This is a genomic window from Halonotius sp. F2-221B (assembly GCF_046719765.1).
Classification (GTDB): Archaea; Halobacteriota; Halobacteria; order Halobacteriales; family Haloferacaceae; genus Halonotius.
This window is the reverse complement of the sequence record NZ_JABEBY010000015.1, coordinates 25440-44719: the sequence shown is the minus strand read 5'-3', so window position 1 is coordinate 44719 and position 19280 is coordinate 25440. Positions and strand designations below refer to the sequence as shown.

Below are 19280 nucleotides of genomic sequence, written 5' to 3'. Positions count from 1 at the left end.
GCGACCAACACGTGTCGATGAGACAGAAAAACGCCGGCAAGCGGCGGGCTTGTTAAGTGTCTTCCAGCCCTTTGATCTATTGCACTGATGGCATCTCAAATGCCCGATCCTGACGACTACGAGTGGGAGTTCGAAACGCGCGGTAGCGTAGGTATCTGGTTCATGAACGGGTGGCAGGGGTTCGCCGACGAGGATCTCGAAGCCGCCAGCAACCACTACCGCGAGCGTGGAACACAGGACGACATCGAGGCGACGATCGCTGTCTTCGGTGACGGCACCAATCTCGCCAAGGAAACCCAGGAGTACATGGGTGAGGAGTGGTCGGCCAACGGTGAGTACACCGGGGTTGACAAGGTCGGCTTTGTCTCCGACGGGATCGCCGCCATGGCGGTGAAATCCCACATGGATATTCCGGATGCTGAGGTCGAGAGCTTTGACCGTCTCGACACCGCCGTCGAGTGGGCACAGAGCTAACACCGACCCGACTGCGCCGCCGATCACGCGCGACCGGGCGGCTGCTCTCCCCGACACTTATTATCCCGTAAACGACACAGCCGAGTGTGGTTTACGAGACCGACAACCGGACGATCGCCGACGCCGTCGCCCGCGTTCTCGACGGCGACCAGATCGACCGCACGGACGCCATCGCGCTGTTAGCGCAGCCGGTCGAGGAGCTCGCGGCGGCGGCCGATACGGTACGGGCGACCCTCGGCGACGGCACCGTCGATGCCTGCAGCATCGTCAACGCCAAAGCCGGCAACTGCGCCGAGGACTGCGGCTTCTGTGCCCAGTCGGCGCACTTCGATACCGGCATCGAGACCCACGGCTTCCTCGATCCTGAGGAAATCCTGGCGGCCGCCAAACGCGCCGAAGCCGACGGCGCACAGCGGTTCGGCATCGTCGTCGCCGAGAAGGGTGTGAGCAAAGAAAAGCGACCTGAGGAGTGGGCGGACGTCCTTCGGGCGGTTCGGCTCGTCCGCGATGAGACGGCTGTCGAAATCGACGCCAGCCTCGGGTTACTCACCCAGGAAGAAGCCAACATTCTCGCCGACGAGGGGCTCAACCACTACAATCACAACATCGAGACCTCCCCACGGTATTTCGACAAAATTGTCTCGACACACTCCTTCGAGGATCGGCTGAAGACCTTGCGGCGCGCGAAGAACGCGGGGATGGATCTTTGTGCCGGCGTCATCCTCGGGATGGGCGAAACGCCGGCCGACCGTGTCGACGCCGCCCTCGAACTCCGGAAACTAGGCGTCTCGTCGCTGCCGGTCAACATCCTCAATCCGGTCGCGGGCACGCCGCTCGGCGACCGCGAGTCGGCGGCGATCTCGAAACCCGACCTCATCAAGACGATCGCCGTCTACCGGCTGCTCCATCCGACCGCCCGCGTTCGCTTGACGGGTGGCCGCGAGGTCAACCTCGCCGAGGACGAACAGCACTGGCCCTTCGAGGCCGGTGCGGACGGGCTGCTTACCGGCGATTATCTCACGACCGGTGGACAGGACGCCGCGACCGACATCGAGGTAATCGAGGATGCCGGCCTTGAGCCCAACACCGCGGTCAACGAGTTCGATCCCGAGCGCGTCAAACGAGCAGCGGGTTCCGACACCGACGCCGTGGGCGACGCGGTCGACTCGCGTGCCGACGACTGAACTTTACTCGCCGGTAAACTCCGGTTCCTCGTCGTTGCCGAACGCGTTGACGCCCTCGGTGAAATCCGCCGTATCGAGTAGCTGCCCGAAGGCGTGAGCCTCGATTTCGAGGCCGGCGTCGGTGTCGTTGCGGCCGGCTCGCATCGCGCGTTTCGTGTATTTTTGGGCGATCGGTGGGCCGGCCGCCAGCCCTTCGGCGAGCTCCATCGCCGCCGACTCGAACGCCTCGTCGTCGCCATCGACAACGCGGGCCAGAAACCCGTCGTCGGCCATCTCCGCTGCGCTGTAGTGGTCGCCGGTGAAGATGATCTCCTTGGCGCGACTCTCGCCGATCAGAGTCGGCAGTCGCTGGGTGCCGCCCCACCCCGGTAGCAGGCCGAGGTTGTGTTCGGGTTGGCCGAACGTCGAGTCGGCGGTGGCGATCCGGAGATCCGCCGCGGTCGCCAACTCCATGCCACCGCCGAGACAGACGCCGTCGATGGCGGCGATAACGGGCGTGTCGCAGGCCTCCAGTTTGCCGAATGTTTGCTGGCCGGTGCGGGCGAGCTCGACGCCGTCGGTGGCGGTCATCCCGTCGGCGGCCAACGCCGAGAGGTCGGCCCCGGCCGAGAACGCGCGGTCGCCCGCCCCGGAGAGAAGGAGACAGCGAACGTCGCTGTCGGCGTCGAGGGTGTCGATTGCGGTCGCCAACTCGTTGAGGAGTGCTGGCGTGATCGTGTTCAGCTCGTCCGGCCGGTCGAGGATAACCCGGGCGACGCCGTCGGTTCGCTCCGTTCGGAGCGTTTCGAACTCGGTGGTGGTCGTGTCGCTGTCGTCGCTGTTTGGTTCCATACTCGACTTACCGGCGGACGGCGATTCAACGTTCCGTCTCGGCGACGATCAGGTGCTGTGAACGCTCCGATTCGACCCGATGCCGAGGGCATCGGCGTCGCTCACCTCATGGCCGACAACATGGCCGTTGAGCGTTGCGGCCGCCGGCGACTCCCGGATCGCCTCATCGTCGTAGCCGGCGTCCTCAAAGGCACTCATGATCGACCGCTTGTTTCGGAGATTGTACTTCTGGTGGTAGTCCTCGGCCGGATAAAACCGCGGGCTCTGTTCGATCCGTGTTGCGATCCCATCGGCCGTGTAGCCGTTGGCGTCGAGATAGTCGGTCAGCGTCTCACGCTGGTCGGCGGTCGCAACGAACACGATGTTCTGGTACTGCGTTTTCCGTGTCTGTTCGTTCGGATCGTGGCTCCGAAAGACGAGATCGAGCAGCTCGGCGAACGATCGCGTTGCGGGATCGTAGTCGACCTGGAACGCTTCGGTGTGATCGCCGAGATCGTGGTATGTCGGGTCGGTTTTCGTGCCACCGGCGTAGCCGACGCGGGTGCGGACGACACCGTCAAGCGCGCCGAACTGCGCGTCTGGCCCCCAGAAACAGCCCAGCGCGAACGTCGCCGTCTCGGTCGCGTCGCTGTCGGGTGCGGCACGGTCGAAGGCCGTGATCTGCTCGGCTGTCGGTGCCATCTACTCCTCCGCGTCGAAATCGAGTGCGAGCCCGTTGATACAGTAGCGTTTCCCGGTCGGCTCCGGGCCGTCCTCGAAGACGTGGCCCAGGTGGCCCTCGCAGCTGCTACAGACGACTTCGGTGCGGGTGCGCCCGAGGCTGTGATCCGCGCGTGTTTCGACGGCATCACTGTCGGCTGGATCGTAGAAGCTTGGCCACCCGGTGCCGGACTCGAACTTTTCGTCGGTCGTAAACAGTTCCTGGCCACAACCGGCACACTGGAAGACGCCATCGTCGCTGATCTCCAACAGCGGTGATGAGCCGGGCGGTTCCGTGCCGGCCTCCCGGAGGATCTCGTACTCCTCGGCTGAGAGCTGTTGTCGCCACTCGTCGTCGGTGTCGGGGTGTTGGTGATCGGGCTGATTGCTCATACCCCATCAAGGTGTTACAGCGGTATAGTTCTCGCGGGGGTTAGACGGGCTCGTTTTCGGCTGTGGGCACGTCCGCCGGGGTAACCTCCTCGGCGTCGCGGTGGATCGACGCATACCGGTCGGTTGCCCATTCGACGGCCTCCCGCGTGTCGTTGACAACGATCCCATGGATACCGCGGTCGGCGTAGACGATCAGCCCCACGTGGTCGGGGTCGGTGCCGATCCAGAACCCGAACTCGGCGTCGACCGGCGCGCTGTAAACCGAAAACAGCTCCCGCTGGAGGCGGTCGGCGACGGTCTCCGGATCGATCGACGACAGCTGTGCGAAGACGGAGTCGGCGAGTGTCATCTCCAGGGTGGTGTCGTTGGTGGCTGCGGTTCGGAACACCCGATCCGTATACCCCGAGAGCGCGCGCGGCGACCCCCCGGATCCGGTCGGCGTCGGCAACCCGATCGAGAAACTCCGTCAGCACCGCGTCGGGCACCGACTCCTCGGTCGGATAGCTGTCAGCTCCCTCAAGCACCGCCGTCGGCAGCTCGTGATCGCCTGACAGCGGCGACAACACCTGGCCCGCGGCGTGGATCGACCGGATCGAGCCGACGCTGTCGGCGTACACCTCGGCGGTGGCCTCGCCGGCGACGGTCGGCTGCCAGACGCCGTTGTGATAGCTCACCAGATCCGCCCCTTCGAGCTCTCTGACGACCGTATCCAGCGTCGACCGCGGCATCGACAGCGTGTCGACGAGCTCGCGTTTCTCCTGGGGCTCCTCGACGATCGCCTGCAGGCAGTCCCACCGTCGGTTGACAGTGTAGAGTAGCTCGTGGGGGCTCTGATCCGACATCTGTTCGTTGCCTGCAACGATCTTGGTGGAGGGGAATATACTTTCGGTGGGGGTAGACGAGTTTGGGACACCTACAGACGCTTGGAACGAGGGACGGTAGATGGCATAATATGGGTGGCTTCCCAACCCGTGACTGTCCACCACTGACCCCTCGGCCCTCTCCACCTGTCCGTTCCACCGTGATCTGTCTCGCCCACGCCTCGGCCCTCCACTGACGGCTCCCAGTCGTCTCTCCGAGCGGGTTGTGTGGTGGAAGGAACCGCAATCGTTTCAACCGCTGGTGTGCTGTTTCTCGACTGTCGATACCGCCGGGTCGACAGCTGTCCAGTCGGACGGCGCGGCCACCACAGCTATAGGCCGCTGTCCCGAGACCCCAGTCATGACCGATACGGTATGGGTTGTTCGGCACGGGCAACGGCAGGATACGGTCGATCCGGACTGGGAGCTGACCGCCGCCCGCGTTCACGATCCGGGGCTGACCGAGCTTGGTCGCTGGCAGGCGTGGCGATGTGGCCGATTTTTCGCCGACACCGGCATCGATTTCGAGGCGATCTACTGTTCGCCGTTTCTCCGGGCCGTCCAGACGACCGCTGAGATCTGTGGGGAGATCGGTGGGACAGGCTGGCTGGAACCTGGCCTCGGCGAACACCGCAACAGTGAGTGGTTCGACAGCGAGCCAGACACGCTCTCGTTCGAAACGCTGGCGGACTACTTCGATCCGATCCGCGATGACCACGAACCCTTTGTTGTCCCCGAATTCCCCGAAACCCACGACGAGGCCGAAGCGCGCGCCGGCGAGACCGCCCGCCGAATCGCCGACGCCCACGAGGGTCGGGTGCTCATGATCGGCCACGGGCTCACCATCGGCGGCGTCGTCCGCGGTCTCGTCGGCTCGACCGAGGGTGTCGACGCGCCACTCTGTGGGCTCACCCGGATCGACCGCGTTGCTGACGGCTGGGAGCTCGGATTTTCGGGCAAGACTGACCATCTCGACTAACAGCAGCAGTTTGTACTCGGCGACACCGATCTCAGTCGAGCAGGTCACGCAGATCGGCCGCATCTACTGCATTCATCCTGTTGAGATACGCTTCCACGTCATGAACTGTTTCCAGCGATGTTGCCTCCTGTAGTTTTGCCTCAGCTGCTGGACTGTATGTGGCGAGATCAGTTTGATTATAGTCGTGATCGTCATCGATATAGAACAGGTAGATGAGATGGTACTCGGCGTCACCACGCGGTATTTCGTCGACAACTTTGGTGTAGAGTCTGATCTGGTCACCGACTGCGTAGATGTCAAGCAGTCCGATCCGCTCGTAGCGTAGCGAGCTTGGTTTTGCGTCGCTTTCGAGAATAGAACACAATCGCTTGATTATCTGTTCTTGCTCACTTTGCTCAAGCGAACGCAGATTCGACGCCGCTTCTCCCGCAAAAATGGCCCGAGTCTCCTCGTCGGTTAGTGGAATTTCGCTCACGGGAACCGCAGTTAGGACTCTAGAATCGATTCGAGATCAGCTTTGCTCGCGGTGTTCTCATCGGAAATATCCTCAATACCACGGAGCACACCCGCCGGGATGACGGGGTCATCTTCTTCTGATCCCGTTTCAGTGTCGTCATCGGCAGGTTGCAGACTCATTGCTCAGTTTTAGCCCAGCCAGCAGTATAAAACTTCGTTCACCAACAGATCGCCGGGTAGCGCTTCACCGGTGTAACTGATATGATCTGTGCTCCGAACAGTCGACGACGTAACTTCTATACCAGCGCGGGACGCACCCACACACGATATGAGTCAGTCGTACAATCGCGGCACAATCGAGAGCTTCGGCCGGTGGCGGGAGTTCTCCGCCGGGATGTGGGCATGGATCTTCCACAAGTTCACCGGCTGGGTGCTCGTGGGGTATCTCTTCACCCACATCGCCGTCCTCAGCACCGCCATGGAGGGCGCGGAGATGTACACAAATACGATCGTCACGCTCGAAGGGTTGTTGCTCGTTCGCATCCTTGAGGTCGGGCTGCTGGCGGTCGCCGTCTTCCACATCCTCAACGGCCTGCGGCTGCTGTTGGTCGATCTTGGGGTCGGACTCGAATCACAGGACAAGAGCTTCTATGCGTCGGTGATCCTGACGGGCGCGATCACGGTCGCTTCGGTGCCGACGTTCATCGCGGGGGCGTTCTAACGATGGCCGAACACTACTCCTCGTTCACTGAGGGCGGGCGACTCTGGCTCTGGCAGCGCATTACGGCAGCGTTTCTCGTCGTGGTGCTTGCCTTCCATTTCTTCCTGCTGCATTTCGTCTACCACGCCGACGAGGTGACGTTCGCGCTGAGCCAATCGCGGATGGAGACCTGGACGTACTACTCGCTGATGGTGTTGTTCCTGATCACGGCGACGTTCCACGGCGTCAACGGGGTTTACAACGCTCTCATCAACCAAGGGTTGACAGGGACGAAACGCCAAGTGGTCAAATGGACACTCGTCGTTGCCAGCGGGATCCTCCTCGTTCAGGGGATTCGCACCGCAAACGCCTGGGCAGGCATCGGGGTCTTCTAACATGAGCACACACCCACCACAACAGCAATCCGAGGAATCGGCCGCCGAACAGTCGACGGAGCCGGCCGAAACCGAGTCGGAGCACGACCACGACCACGCTGCTGGGCCGCGCCGAGATGTCGGCACCCAGACCACCGAGACCGAACACGAACCCGACGGTGCCGACGACACACGGGAGATCAGGGTCTTCCGCTACGATCCCGAGGTCGAGGAGAAACAGGAGCCGCGGTTCGACACGTTCCACGTCCCCTTCACGAAGGGGATGACCGTCCTCGATGCCGTGATCTACGCCCGCGATCAGTTCGATCCCTCACTCACCTTCCGGCACTCCTGTCGGCAGGCGGTCTGTGGCTCGGATGCTTTCTTCATCAACGGCCAGCAGCGACTCGGCTGCAAGACCCAGATCTCGGAGCTAGAGGAGCCGATCCGGATCGAACCCCTGCCGCATCAGGATGTTGTCAAGGATCTCGTCGTCGACATGGATCACTTCTACGAGGAGATGGAGGCGGTCGATCCCTACTTCGATCCCGACGAGACACCGGACGGCGAGCTTGAGGAACAGCGACAGTCACGCGAAAACCGCGAGAAGGTCAAGATGTCGACGCGGTGTATCTGGTGTGGGGCGTGTTTCTCCTCGTGTAACATCGCCGCCGGTGACAACGAGTATCTCGGCCCGGCCGCGCTCAACAAGGCCTACCGGTTTGCGATGGACGACCGCGAGGGCGACCAGAAGACGCAGGATCGCCTCGAAACGATCGAACAGGAACACGGCGTCTGGCGGTGTCAGACCCAGTTCTCCTGTACGAACGTCTGCCCGAAGGATATCCCGCTGACCGAGCACATCCAGGAGCTGAAACGCGAAGCCGTCAAGAAGAATCTGAAGTTCTGGTAGACACTGGCGACCGTTTTACACCATCTATGCGCACTGCTGGTGGTCTGTGAGCCGAACGACGGCGGCACCGCCGGGGATTGCCGGCTGAACCGCCGCCGAGTGGTACAATGAATCCTGTCGGCCGGCCGCTGCGAATGCAAGCGACCGCTTGTTCAACTGTCCGCGATGGGCTAAACGTTGTCGCAACCCGGTTCGTAAACTGGTTGCTGGTGGCACCTCATGGACATTGAGTAGTGACTGACCGGCGACCGATCATCTCACGGTGAGCGGCAGAACGCCTTACCATCGGACTGCTGCTTCGAAAGGCGGGACGGCGGTGGATGTGGGTCGACCCGCCAAGGGGAGTCGGTACAATGAACGGTCTCGGGCGTGGCCGTGGCGGGTGGCACACGACCAGTTGGTTAACGCGTCGAAAGCTACTAAAAGATTCTGCAACGTATTAGTCAAATAGTGTAATAGCAGCAATAGTTATCGCTTCTGTGTAAAATATTTATTCTTTCGCAGTGTATTCTACCATGATGTAGGTGGTCTCTTCGCTGCCCTTGGATGGCTCCGCCAGCGCGCTCAGCAGTCGGGGTTAGCGCGGCGGTGGCCCGTCGAATCCGAATGTTTTACTCCGTGCCTCCCGTTGGCATAGCTATGGTTGGGAGCACCATCGCTCGGCCGCCGACAGTCGGGGCTGGCTCGACGAGACGGCCGCAGCCGAGCCCGTGCTCCCGAGACTGCTGGTAACGCTCACGAGCACAAACCCAACACTACTCAACTATGTACGAACACGATGTCGTCGTCGTCGGCGCGGGCGGGGCCGGACTCCGGGCTGCAATCGCCGCCGACGAGGCCGGTGCGGATGTCGCTATCGTCTCGAAACTCCACCCGGTGCGGAGCCACACGGGCGCGGCCGAAGGCGGAATCAACGCCGCCCTCCGGGATGCCGACTCCTGGGAGGATCACGCCTACGACACGATGAAGGGCTCCGATTATCTGGGCGACGCCCCCGCGATCGAGACGCTCTGTCAGAACAGCCCCTACGAGGTCATTCAGCTCGAACACTGGGGGATGGCCTTCTCCCGTGAGGACGATGGCCGCGTCTCCCAGCGACCCTTCGGTGGGCTGTCGTTCCCCCGGACAACCTACGCCGGTGCCGAAACCGGCCACCACCTGCTGCATACGATGTACGAGCAGGTCGTCAAGCGGGGCATCGAGGTCTACGACGAGTGGCACGTTCTCGACCTCGCGGTCACCGACGAGGAACGCCCGGAGGATCGCCACTGCCACGGTGTCGTCGGCTACGACGTGGCGACCGGCGAAGTCTCGGGCTTCAAGGCCCGCGATGGCGTCATCCTTGCGACCGGCGGCCCGGGCCAAGCGTTCGACCACACGACCAACGCGGTTTCCTGTACCGGCGACGGCCAAGCGATGGCCTACCGCGCCGGCGTCCCGCTGGAGGACATGGAGTTCATCCAGTTCCACCCCACCACTCTCCCGTCGACTGGCGTCCTCATCTCCGAGGGCGTTCGTGGCGAAGGCGGAATACTGTATAACAACGAGGGCGAGCGGTTCATGTTCGAACACGGCTACGCCAACAACGACGGCGAACTCGCCTCCCGTGACGTGGTTTCCCGCGCTGAACTCACCGAGGTCAACGAGGGCCGCGGCATCGAAGACGAGTACGTCCACCTCGACATGCGCCATCTCGGCGAGGAGCGCATCCTCGACCGCCTCGAAAACATCCTCCATCTCGCGGAGGACTTCGAGGGCGCGGATGGCCTCGAAGAGCCGATGCCGGTCAAACCCGGCCAACATTACGCCATGGGCGGCATCGAGACCGACGAGAACGGCGAGACCTGCGTCGGCGGCCTCTACGCCGCCGGCGAATGTGCCTGCGCCTCCGTTCACGGCGCGAACCGCCTCGGCGGCAACGCCCTCCCCGAGCTCATCGTCTTCGGCAAGCGCGCGGGCTACCACGCTGCCGGCAAGGAGATGGAGCCCGCTGAAATCGAGACCGGCCAACGCGGTGAGTTCGAGCGCGCGACCGTCGACAGCCCAGTCAAGCTCGGCGAGCCCGGCTCACTCGGCGACGCCGTTGCCGACGGCGGAGCTGTCGCCGCAGGCGGTTCGGCTGACGCCGACTCCGTCCTTGACACTACCGTCGAACAGGCGCGCCAGCGAATCGATGAGCTGCTGAACAGCGACGGGATCCACCACTCGGAGGTGCGGGCCGACGTTCAAGAGACGATGACCGCGAAGGTCAACGTCTTCCGCGAGGAAGATGGGCTGAAAGAGGCACTCCGAGAGATCCGCCAGGCACGAGAGGAGTACGAGAACGTGGCTGTCTCCGATCCCTCCCAGACGTTCAACACCGATCTGTTGCAGACGATCGAGACCCGAAACCTGTTGGATCTTGCCGAGGCGATCACCGTCGGCGCGCTCGCCCGCGATGAGTTCCGCGGGGCTCACTGGCGGGCCGAACACCAGGAGCGCAAGGACGACGAGTGGCTGAAACACACGCTGCTGTCGTGGAACGATGGCTCCCCGGAGCTGTGGTACCGGCCGGTCATCCTTGAGGGCGAAGAGAAGACCTACGAGCCGAAAACCCGGAGCTACTGAGCGTCGACGCCGATCGCGCCGCTGTGTGGCATCGTCTCCGGTGGTCGACCCGCGCCCGCAACACATTTTGCCCGAGGGAAATACGTTGAGGTATGATTAATGAGACCGTCGAGGAGATTCAGGGGATGCACTCCCACAGCTCCTCGACAATCGCCATCAAGGCGACCGAAGCGCTGTCGGAGCTGCTCGACCGCGAGTACGCCTCCGTCGACGAGTTCGAACTCGACCTCCAGCGCAACGCCGGCGCGCTCCGGCGGGCCAACCCCTCGCATGCCTCCCTCCACAACGCGGTGCGGGCGGTCGAACGCTCGGTTGTCGATGTCACCGACACCGTCGCCGACGCCAAGGAGCTCACCCGCGAGACGATCGACCGCGTCGTCGACGACATCGAAACCGGCAAACGCCGGGCCGCCGAGCATGCCGCCGACACCTTCGAAGACGGTGAGACGTTCATGACACACGATTTCTCCTCGACCGCGCTGGCTGCGGTCGAAACCGCCGCCCAGGAGGGCCACTATCTCGATGCCTACGTGATGGAGGCCCGGCCCCGATATATCGGCCGTGGCACCGCGCGGATGCTGTCGGCGATCGATCGGGTTGAGCCACACCTGATCGTCGACAACGCGATGGGCCACTATCTCGCGGAGTGTGACCGCGTCATCATCGGGTTGGACTGCATTGTCGACGACACGCTGTACAACCGGGTTGGCACCTTCCCGCTGGCGGCGACAGCGAACCAACTGGATGTGCCGGTCGTCGCCGTCGGCTCCGGCGCGAAGGTGATCGAGGAGGGGTTCGTGTTTGAAAATCAGTACCGGGATCCCTCGGAGGTGATGCTTGAACCCGTCGAGGGGATCACCATCGAGAACCCGGCCTATGATGCGACACCGGTCGAACTCATCGATACGCTGATCACCGATACCGGGGTTCACGACATCTGACCTGCCGGCGTTCCACCACCGACTGCCAGCAAGCACTGTGCCAACCGAGGCATCCTTACGACCACACCACCCATACACCGTATGGACGACACAGAAGAGCCCGTGGCGGCCGCCGCCGAGGAGTCACGGGATCTCTATGAGATCGCCTCCTGGGAGGAGCGCACCTCGATCGACGGGGCGGCGGTCGCCCTCTACTGGCTGCTGACGCGGGCGGCAAAATGGATCGTCGTCCTCCTTGCGCTCGGCATCCTCGCCGGGATCGGTGGGCTGGCCGCGCTTAGCGATCCCGCCGTCGGCATGTTGACGCTGCTGTCGGTGGTGCCGGCCGCCGGGTTGACCCTCTATGTGTACCGATCGGACGTGACCGACGCCGAGCCGCTATCGTTGCTGGTGACGACGTTTCTGCTCTCGATTCTGTTTGCGACGTTTGCGGCCGTGTTCAACTCGACGGCCCGACGGTTCTTCGAGCCGCTTGGGGTGTTAGGGATGCCACTGTTTTTCTTCCTGATTGTTGGCCCCGGCGAGGAAACGGTCAAGCTGCTTGCGGTGCGGCTGTACGCCTACACCGACCGTCGGTTCGACGCCGTCATCGACGGGGCGGTGTACGGCGCGGTCGCCGGCCTCGGCTTTGCGACGATCGAAAACGCGCTGTACATCCTCCGGCAGCTCTCCGAAACCGGCGAGTTGGCCGAACTGACGATCGGATTGAGCGCGGTCGCCGCCGGCGGTGATATCACCGCGGTGCGCGCGCTCGCGGGGCCGGGCCACGTGATCTACTCCTCGATCGCGGGCTACTATCTCGGATTAGCAAAATTCAATCCCGCAAACAAGGGGCCGATCGTCGTCAAGGGGCTGCTGCTTGCGGCCGTGATTCACGCGACCTACAACTCGACGGTAAGCATCGGCTCCTACGTCGTTACCTCGATCACCGGCCTCCCGGGGCTCGGTGGGTTTCTGGTCTACGTCATCATCTTCGACAGCATCTTCGGGCTGTTCCTGCTGCGGAAGCTATGGCGATACCGGCGGCACTACCGGGAGACAAACGGCGCGGAGGCTGCCACGGCGGTCGAACAGTAACCTACAGCTTTTCGCGGTCGATCCCGATCCCGGTCGGCGTGACGATCAGCTGGTCGTCACCCTTCTGGACGATGTCGCCGTCAACCTCGCGGGTGACCTGTCGGAGCTCGTCGATGATGTGTTCGATCGTCCGGTCACTCGTGCTGTGGCGGGTGATATCCGCAAGCACGAGGTCGCCGTCGTAGATGGCGTCTTTGATATCGATCACGTCGTGTTTGTCGCTGATCTCGGCGATCCGAACGGACATCCCCGCGCTCTCGGCAGCCCCTGAGACATCGCTCATATCGAGTTCGACGTACTCCGACGCCGACTGCCCGTTGTCGCTACCGAGGATCTTACTCATGATACCCATAGGGTACCGGAGCCGGCGTTCAACAATAGTTCTTACGTCAGACAGGCCCCTGACAGCTCACGAAAATCCCCGATCTGTGGGGTTTTGTCGCTGTAGCCCGAGCCACCGGTATGACCGTTAGTCTCTGCGTGCGGGAGCCCTACCAAGTCGATGGCAACCGCCACCTCCGGTTTGGCGTCGCCGCCGCGGCCGCGGTGCCGGGGATCGGCGCGCTCGCGCCGGTCGTCTCCGCCGACGGTGCGGCCGCGGTGGGCGGCCACATCGACGACACCCTCGGCGACCGCCTGACTCGCTATCTTGCTGACGGCGTTGCGATCGACGACGCGGTCGAGGTGCTGCTCGGTGCTGCGGACGTGTCGGTGCGGCGCGGCCGACAGCTCCACGGTGTCGGCCGGTCGTCGAGTGTGACCGCCACCGGCCGCGACTGCGTGGCGGCCGCCGACCGCGATGGTGATCACTACACTGTCGCCGGCACGCACCTGCCGAGCGAGGCGGCTCTTGATGCGATCGCCGATCGATACACCGGGGCTGCCTTCGGCGACGACCCGCTGGCCGAGCGGTTGATCGACGCGCTGACGGCGGCAAGCGGGGTCGGCATCGACAGCCGCCGCGGTGGCGACGCTGACAGCGATGGGCCGCTCACGGTCGGTAGCGCGGCGGTTCGGGTTGTGACGACCGAAGCAACCGACGACCGCCGGTTCTACAACGATCTCCGGATCGACGCCAGCGAGTCGCCGATCGCCGATCTCGAAACGACGTACAACGCCGCGCTGTTGGGGTATGAACAAACAGTCGACGCCTACGCTGATCCGGATGGGTCTCCCTCTTCCTAACAGCAAGAACTGAACTCTGGTGGCTGCCCGGCGTTAGACCGAAAACTCATAGAGGTCGTCGCCGACGTGGTGGATCGAGCTGACGACCTTCCCGGACTCGCCGACCATGTCGTCGCTGTCGGTCTGTGCGCGGCCGATGGCGAGCACCTTGTCGTGTGTTTCCTCGGCGATAGCGACCAGATCGCCGTCGGTGATCCCGTCGTCGACCTCGACGATCCCCGGCCGCATCACGTCCGCGCCGTTGGAGACGAACTCGATCGCGCCGGCATCGACAGTTACGAGCCCGCGCTGTGGGGGGTATTCGTTGGCCCCCTCGACTGTGAGAAACGGCTCGTCGTCGACGTAGGCGACCAACTTCTCGCCGTCGACGAGAACGATATCGAACGCGGTGCCGTCGAGTTCGACGAGTTCGAAGGTGTCGCCTTCGATGTCGACCCCGAGGGAGTCCGCCAGCGACGCGGTGAGGTCGTCGATCGCATCACTGCGGAGGTGGTGTCTGGAGCGAACTTGCATGCGCGGCTGGAGGGGGTCGGGGCGAATAAATCGCCCGTTTCGGTTAGACGTAGGTTGTCAGGTGAGTAATCCGGCCGTCGGCACCGAATCTGAACACGTCGATGAACGCAAACAGTTCGTTGCCGTCTGCATCCAGCAGGTGTCCGCTGGCCGCCCGCCCACCCCTGGAGGCACAGACGGTCGTGAGCCTGTGGCTGGTGTCAGTTTTCGGTCGCTCCGAGCGCATGAACTGTAGGAACGACGCCCGGTCATCGAAGGTGCGGTCAGGCCGTCGCTGGACGAACTCGGGATGCAGCAGCGATTCCAGCCCGGCGTACTCACCGTCGTCGAGCCGCCGGTAGTAGGCTCGCACGCGACTGTCTCGATCCATACCCGCTATTGGCGCGGCCACCTCACAGGTGTACCGGTTCAGGCTCACCCCGAACGCGCCGCTTTTGATGATCGCTCACGAACCCACAGCCAGCCGTGGAGCTACACATCCGGTATGCGGGCGACGACGACCCCGAGAAGTGTACCGCCCGCAAGCTGGCAAAATTCGATCTGGCAACCCTCCACCGGAGCCACGAGGCCACCCCGTACGGCGTCGTGCTGAACCCCCACGCCGAGCAGGCGCTCTCGCCGGCTGACCGCCCGACAGCTGACGACGGCGCGCTTGTCGCCCTCGATTGCTCGTGGGAATCAGCCGGCGAGGCACGCTTCTCGCTGGCCGGCGAACATCGCGCCCTCCCCTACCTGGTCGCCGCCAACCCCGTCAACTTCGGCCGGCCGATGGAACTGACGACGGTCGAAGCACTCGCGGCTGCACTCCACATCTTCGGTGAACCCGAGCAAGCCGCGGACATCTTGGGCAAGTTCACGTGGGGTGAGACGTTTCTCGAACTTAACGCCGAACCACTCCAACGGTACGCCGACTGCGATGATTCCGGTGAGGTTGTTGCCATCCAGCAGGAATACCTCGACCGCTGAATCACGCCCTATACATATTGACCGTCGACCGGAACGAACAAGCTATCACTCGCAGTGGAAAGAAGCAGCCAATGGACAGGGTGGTCTCGGAGCGAACGCTGGCCGATCACCAGCGCGTATTCGACCGAATCTGGCGACAGTATCCCGACCGACAGAATCGAAGTTCCTCGTCGTGGTGGTGGTTCATACTCTTCCCCGGAGGTGCGGATGGATACGGGCCACAACAACTGATGTTTTCGATTGCCGCCCGTGCGGGCGACCGACTCCGGGTCAACGGGATCCCGATGTCCGGGTTCGATCTCGATCGCGATACCTCCGCTGGTGTCGACTCGTTTACTGCGATCTCGGTCGGCTGGTACGGCGACGACGAAACCGTCCACGAGGGACTGGTCAACCAGCCGGCGACGGCGACACTCTCCCGCGATGGCTCCATCGAGGCGTGGACAGCGACCGACGACGGGCGACGGGGCAGCGAGATCAGGGCTGCGACAGATCGCCCGCTCGGGCTGGACGCCACGTTCGTCGGTGACAACGGTCGGGCTGACTTCGAGGCGTGGGGCGATCTAACGAACAGTGTCGACTCGCCAGTCCAGGCGATTGATGACCGGTCGACCGATCTCGTTGCGTGGCGACGCATGGGGTTCGAGGGTGAGTTCGACCTCCCCACCGGAACCGAGCGGCTCTCGGGGCTGTGTTACTTCCAGCGCGTCTGTCTCAACGTGCCGCTGTTTCCGTGGAAATGGATCTGGGCATTCTTCCCCGATGGCACCGCGTTTTCGGCGTTCGTCCCCTTCGTCGGCCCGCAGCTGTTCCGCCGTGGCTATCGGTTTTTCGACTCACCGCGGCTCGAACGGGCGACCGTGCCGATCCGGCAGTCCGGCCTGTGGGATTCGGCGACCGGCGACCGGCTCGTCGAGTTCGATTCGGCCACCATCGAGCCGGTGTTCAGCGGTGGGGCGCATCCTGACTTCGCGGTCAGCGTCAGCGATGGTGCGGGGAATCGTGTGGCGTTTGACGCCGCCTGCTACGGCCATGCGCGAAACTACATTGATCGACCACTGCTCGGCGGGGCCGTCGACAGCCACTGGAGCTACAACGAGTATCTGTTTCGGACGACGAATCTCCGCGGACGGATCGACGGCGACCCGATCACGGCGGAAACGACCGGACAGGGGTTCGGAACCTTGGAGTACGCCTGTGGCCTCGGGCTGTGACTACGCGACGAGCGCGCCGATCGCACCGGCGATCGCGCTGTCGATTGCGAGCAACAGGGCGATGGCGACGCCAGCGACGAAGACGCCGCCGAACCCGAGCAGCCCCCCGAACGGGCCGCCGACAGCGATGCCGAGCACGCCAACGACGAGCGCGAAGACACCGGCGACGGCGACGCCGCCGATTGCCCCCGCAAGCAACCCGTGCCACGCGCCGCTGGCGATCCCGCCGCCGGCGACGTAGCCCGCGGCGAACCCGCCAATGAGGCCCGCACCGATGTGGCCGACGATCGGGACGCCCGTCGCCAGCGCGCCGGCGACGAACAACACGACGAAGCCGATACCGACCGCACGCCAGTGTGTCATAGCGACCGGAGACGGTCGGGCCGCAAAAGCCCGCGGTTCCGCCGTGCTGGTCTCGATTGCTTCAGTTGATTGCTAACGCTGTCACCCTGACAACCAATGTTTCTAGTAACAACCGGGCCATTTAGCAGTTGAGTTAATAACCGTCGAGCGTGTAGCCCCGCCTAATGAGCGATCACACGTCGGACGCCGCGCAGTCTGCTCCGCCGGATTCGGCGACCGCCGCCGATAGCGACCACGATACCCTTTCGCTGTCGGTGCCATCGATGGACTGTCCATCCTGTGCCGGCAAAGTCGAATCCAGCGTGAGCGACCTGGGTGGGATCACCGATATCGATCCCCGAACGGCCTCGGGGACGCTCGTCGTCGGCTACGATCCCGACCGGACGACGCCGGCGGCGATCCGCGGCCGCGTCGAGGCTGCTGGCTACGAGATCGAAGATAGCGACGAACCCTATGACCCGATGGCAATCTGGACGAGCAGCCGGTCGATCCGCACGGCGGTTGGGGGGGTGTTGTTGCTGGTCGGGATCGCCTTTGAGTGGGTCGTCCCGGCGGCGAATCCGACGCTGGCGACTGTGTTGGGTGCCGAGATCGGCCTCGACTGGATCGCCTACGTCGTCGCGGCCGCGGTGCCGGGGACGACGATCCTGCGGAACGGCTACTACTCCGCCCGCAATCTGAGTCTCGATATCGACCTGCTGATGACCGGCGGCATCCTCGGCGCGATCGCCGTGAACCTCCCGTTCGAGGCGGCGACGCTGGCCGTCCTGTTCAGCATCGCCGAACTGCTGGAGGCGTACTCGATGGATCGGGCTCGGGGCTCGCTGCGGGAGTTGCTGGCACTTTCACCCGAAACGGCGACTGTCCGGCGGGACGGCGAGGAGGAAGTCGTCGCCGCCGAGGCCGTCGAGATCGGCGACCGGGTGATCGTCCGTCCCGGCGAGAAGATCCCCGTCGATGGCGTGATCCGCGAGGGCACCAGCGCGATCGATGAGTCGCCGATCACCGGCGAGAGCGTCCCCGCCGACAAAGGGCCGGACGACGAGGTGTATGCAGGCAGTCTGACCGAGGCCGGCTACATCGAGATCGAGGCGACAGCGGCGGCCAGCGATTCGACGATCGCTCGTGTGATCGACCTCGTCGAAGCCGCCGAGGGCGAGGAAACTGACACCGAACAGTTCGTCGACCGCTTTGCGGCGGTGTACACGCCCATCGTCGTCGCCGCCGCGTTGTTGACGATGACTGTTCCGCCGTTGGTTGTGGGCGGCCCCTTCACCGAGTGGTTCGTTCGCGGGCTGACCTTGCTCGTGATCGCCTGTCCCTGTGCCTTTGTCATCTCGACGCCCGTCTCGGTCGTCTCCGGGCTGACGAGCGCGGCGCGCAACGGCGTTCTCATCAAGGGTGGCTCCCACCTCGAAGCGATGGGTGATGTCGAAGCGGTTGCTCTCGATAAGACGGGAACGCTGACGACCGGTGATCTCGGCGTCACCGACGTGCTCCCGCTCAATGGCAACACCGAAGCCGACGTGTTGGCCTGTGCCGCGGCGGTCGAAGGTCGCAGCGAACACCCGATCGCTGACGCCATCGTTGACCGCGCCGCGGACACAACCGACGGCACCGACGACCGGGCTGTCGAGGGGTTCGAGGCCCTGACCGGTGAGGGTGTCCGCGCCGAGATCGACGGCGTCACCCACTACGCCGGCAAGCCGGCACTGTTCGCGGATCTCGGCTTTGCTCTCGATCACGCGCATCTGGAAACCGACGGTGGCGTGACAGCCGAGGGGGTCGATGCTGCCGACGACAGCGACGAGACGACCGCGGCCATCGCTGCCGACGAGATCGCCGACTGCGAGCATGGCCAGTATCTCGATCTGCTCAGCGAGACGATCCCGCGGCTCCAACAGGCGGGCAAAACCGTCATCCTCGTCGGCACCGACGAGGAGTTAGAGGGGCTGATCGCCATCGCCGACACCGTTCGCCCGGAAGCTGCGTGGGCCGTCGATCGGCTCAGAGCCAACGGGATCGAGCGGATCGTCATGCTCACCGGCGACAACGAGCGCACCGCCCGAGCGATCGGCGAAACCGTCGGCGTCGACGCGGTACAGGCCAGCCTCATGCCCGAAGAGAAGGTTGAGGCGGTTCGCGAACTCCGGGAATCACACCCGGGTGGCGTGGCGATGGTTGGCGACGGGATCAACGATGCCCCCGCGTTGGCGACGGCGACCACCGGGGTCGCCATGGGTGCGGCCGGCACCGACACCGCACTGGAGACCGCCGACATCGCGCTGATGGCTGACGACCTGACGCGGCTGCCGTACCTACACACGCTCGCGGAGACGGCCGACGGGGTGATCCGCCAGAACATCTGGTCGAGTCTCGGCGTCAAGCTGCTGTTGGCGGTCGCCGCGCCGTTTGGCTACGTTTCGGTGCTTGGCGCGATCGTCATCGGCGATATGGGAATGAGTCTCGGGGTGACCGGCAACGCGATGCGGCTGGCCGGGTTACAGCCCGAAGAGCCCCCGACGACCGCCGACTAATCCCAGTCCCGTCG

Annotated in this window: 24 protein-coding genes; 14 read left to right on the top strand and 10 right to left on the bottom strand. The window is 63.9% G+C overall.

From position 1 onward, the window contains the following. Positions 1 to 87 precede the first annotated feature (87 nt). Together HKK80_RS11695 and bioB are read left to right on the top strand one after the other, a co-directional pair. Positions 88 to 474: a hypothetical protein gene (locus tag HKK80_RS11695; RefSeq protein ID WP_411799777.1), complete on the top strand. Its 387-nt coding sequence runs from the start codon at positions 88 to 90 to the stop codon at positions 472 to 474. Positions 475 to 560: 86 nt separating this feature from the next. Continuing rightward, on the top strand, positions 561 to 1658 hold the full coding sequence (gene bioB / locus HKK80_RS11690) for a biotin synthase BioB (RefSeq protein WP_411799776.1): 1098 nt from the start codon (positions 561 to 563) through the stop codon (positions 1656 to 1658). 3 nt (positions 1659 to 1661) lie between these two features. Here bioB and HKK80_RS11685 read toward each other — a convergent pair whose 3' ends face one another. The 4 genes from HKK80_RS11685 to HKK80_RS11670 are packed head-to-tail and all read right to left on the bottom strand — an operon-like array spanning position 1662 to position 4029. After that, the gene (locus HKK80_RS11685) at positions 1662 to 2489 is read right to left on the bottom strand and encodes an enoyl-CoA hydratase/isomerase family protein (RefSeq protein WP_411799775.1); all 828 of its coding nucleotides are present in this window, start codon (positions 2487 to 2489) and stop codon (positions 1662 to 1664) included. Between the two features lie 48 nt (positions 2490 to 2537). Further along, positions 2538 to 3170 carry a peptide-methionine (S)-S-oxide reductase MsrA gene (gene msrA / locus HKK80_RS11680; protein ID WP_411799774.1) on the bottom strand — a complete coding sequence of 211 codons (633 nt, stop codon included), beginning with the start codon at positions 3168 to 3170 and terminating at the stop codon, positions 2538 to 2540. Beyond that, positions 3171 to 3581, bottom strand: a complete 411-nt coding sequence (msrB, locus tag HKK80_RS11675; RefSeq protein WP_411799773.1) for a peptide-methionine (R)-S-oxide reductase MsrB — start codon at positions 3579 to 3581, stop codon at positions 3171 to 3173. 40 nt (positions 3582 to 3621) lie between these two features. Continuing rightward, positions 3622 to 4029, bottom strand: a complete 408-nt coding sequence (locus HKK80_RS11670) for a hypothetical protein (protein WP_411799772.1) — start codon at positions 4027 to 4029, stop codon at positions 3622 to 3624. A 130-nt stretch (positions 4030 to 4159) separates the two neighbouring features. Between HKK80_RS11670 and HKK80_RS11665 the strand changes: the two genes are divergently transcribed. Together HKK80_RS11665 and HKK80_RS11660 are read left to right on the top strand one after the other, a co-directional pair. Continuing rightward, a complete protein-coding gene (locus HKK80_RS11665) occupies positions 4160 to 4399 on the top strand; it encodes a hypothetical protein (RefSeq protein WP_411799771.1) in 240 nt (79 codons plus the stop codon). Between the two features lie 403 nt (positions 4400 to 4802). Continuing rightward, positions 4803 to 5420, top strand: coding sequence for a histidine phosphatase family protein (locus HKK80_RS11660; protein ID WP_411799770.1), 618 nt, complete (start codon positions 4803 to 4805; stop codon positions 5418 to 5420). A gap of 31 nt (positions 5421 to 5451) precedes the next feature. Here HKK80_RS11660 and HKK80_RS11655 read toward each other — a convergent pair whose 3' ends face one another. Both HKK80_RS11655 and HKK80_RS11650 read right to left on the bottom strand, forming a co-directional pair. Further along, positions 5452 to 5895, bottom strand: coding sequence for a hypothetical protein (locus HKK80_RS11655; protein ID WP_411799769.1), 444 nt, complete (start codon positions 5893 to 5895; stop codon positions 5452 to 5454). Positions 5896 to 5906: 11 nt separating this feature from the next. Beyond that, on the bottom strand, positions 5907 to 6056 hold the full coding sequence (locus tag HKK80_RS11650) for a hypothetical protein (protein ID WP_411799768.1): 150 nt from the start codon (positions 6054 to 6056) through the stop codon (positions 5907 to 5909). 148 nt (positions 6057 to 6204) lie between these two features. Here HKK80_RS11650 and sdhC point away from each other — a divergent pair, with 148 nt between their 5' ends. From sdhC to HKK80_RS11620, 6 genes are all read left to right on the top strand, one after another. Continuing rightward, positions 6205 to 6597: a succinate dehydrogenase, cytochrome b556 subunit gene (sdhC, locus tag HKK80_RS11645; RefSeq protein WP_142444015.1), complete on the top strand. Its 393-nt coding sequence runs from the start codon at positions 6205 to 6207 to the stop codon at positions 6595 to 6597. A gap of 2 nt (positions 6598 to 6599) precedes the next feature. Next, positions 6600 to 6971, top strand: a complete 372-nt coding sequence (locus HKK80_RS11640) for a succinate dehydrogenase (protein WP_411799767.1) — start codon at positions 6600 to 6602, stop codon at positions 6969 to 6971. 1 nt (position 6972) lies between these two features. Next, positions 6973 to 7863, top strand: a complete 891-nt coding sequence (locus HKK80_RS11635; protein WP_411799766.1) for a succinate dehydrogenase/fumarate reductase iron-sulfur subunit — start codon at positions 6973 to 6975, stop codon at positions 7861 to 7863. A 765-nt stretch (positions 7864 to 8628) separates the two neighbouring features. Continuing rightward, the gene (locus tag HKK80_RS11630; RefSeq protein WP_411799765.1) at positions 8629 to 10470 is read left to right on the top strand and encodes an FAD-binding protein; all 1842 of its coding nucleotides are present in this window, start codon (positions 8629 to 8631) and stop codon (positions 10468 to 10470) included. Positions 10471 to 10562: 92 nt separating this feature from the next. Then, complete coding sequence (locus HKK80_RS11625; RefSeq protein WP_411799764.1) at positions 10563 to 11411, top strand: translation initiation factor eIF-2B; 849 nt, start codon at positions 10563 to 10565, stop codon at positions 11409 to 11411. Positions 11412 to 11492: 81 nt separating this feature from the next. After that, the gene (locus HKK80_RS11620) at positions 11493 to 12488 is read left to right on the top strand and encodes a PrsW family intramembrane metalloprotease (RefSeq protein ID WP_411799763.1); all 996 of its coding nucleotides are present in this window, start codon (positions 11493 to 11495) and stop codon (positions 12486 to 12488) included. Position 12489: 1 nt separating this feature from the next. On the opposite strand, the gene sepF is transcribed toward HKK80_RS11620, so the two are convergent. Then, on the bottom strand, positions 12490 to 12840 hold the full coding sequence (gene sepF / locus HKK80_RS11615) for a cell division protein SepF (RefSeq protein ID WP_411799762.1): 351 nt from the start codon (positions 12838 to 12840) through the stop codon (positions 12490 to 12492). Between the two features lie 110 nt (positions 12841 to 12950). On the opposite strand from sepF, the gene HKK80_RS11610 reads away from it, so the two are divergent. Continuing rightward, positions 12951 to 13673 carry a DUF1028 domain-containing protein gene (locus HKK80_RS11610; RefSeq protein WP_411799761.1) on the top strand — a complete coding sequence of 241 codons (723 nt, stop codon included), beginning with the start codon at positions 12951 to 12953 and terminating at the stop codon, positions 13671 to 13673. A 33-nt stretch (positions 13674 to 13706) separates the two neighbouring features. Here the strand turns inward: HKK80_RS11610 and HKK80_RS11605 are convergent, their stop codons facing one another. Together HKK80_RS11605 and HKK80_RS11600 are read right to left on the bottom strand one after the other, a co-directional pair. Then, positions 13707 to 14186 (bottom strand): RNA-binding protein, encoded by a 480-nt coding sequence (locus HKK80_RS11605; RefSeq protein WP_411799760.1) that lies wholly within the window; start codon positions 14184 to 14186, stop codon positions 13707 to 13709. Between the two features lie 43 nt (positions 14187 to 14229). Continuing rightward, positions 14230 to 14556: a nuclear transport factor 2 family protein gene (locus HKK80_RS11600; RefSeq protein WP_411799759.1), complete on the bottom strand. Its 327-nt coding sequence runs from the start codon at positions 14554 to 14556 to the stop codon at positions 14230 to 14232. Between the two features lie 95 nt (positions 14557 to 14651). Between HKK80_RS11600 and HKK80_RS11595 the strand changes: the two genes are divergently transcribed. Then, a complete protein-coding gene (locus tag HKK80_RS11595; RefSeq protein ID WP_411799758.1) occupies positions 14652 to 15152 on the top strand; it encodes a DUF367 family protein in 501 nt (166 codons plus the stop codon). A 230-nt stretch (positions 15153 to 15382) separates the two neighbouring features. Beyond that, complete coding sequence (locus HKK80_RS11590; RefSeq protein ID WP_411799757.1) at positions 15383 to 16366, top strand: hypothetical protein; 984 nt, start codon at positions 15383 to 15385, stop codon at positions 16364 to 16366. Here the strand turns inward: HKK80_RS11590 and HKK80_RS11585 are convergent, their stop codons facing one another. Beyond that, a complete protein-coding gene (locus HKK80_RS11585) occupies positions 16367 to 16729 on the bottom strand; it encodes a DUF5518 domain-containing protein (protein ID WP_411799756.1) in 363 nt (120 codons plus the stop codon). 164 nt (positions 16730 to 16893) lie between these two features. Here HKK80_RS11585 and HKK80_RS11580 point away from each other — a divergent pair, with 164 nt between their 5' ends. Further along, the gene (locus HKK80_RS11580) at positions 16894 to 19266 is read left to right on the top strand and encodes a heavy metal translocating P-type ATPase (protein ID WP_411799755.1); all 2373 of its coding nucleotides are present in this window, start codon (positions 16894 to 16896) and stop codon (positions 19264 to 19266) included. Positions 19267 to 19280: the final 14 nt, after the last annotated feature.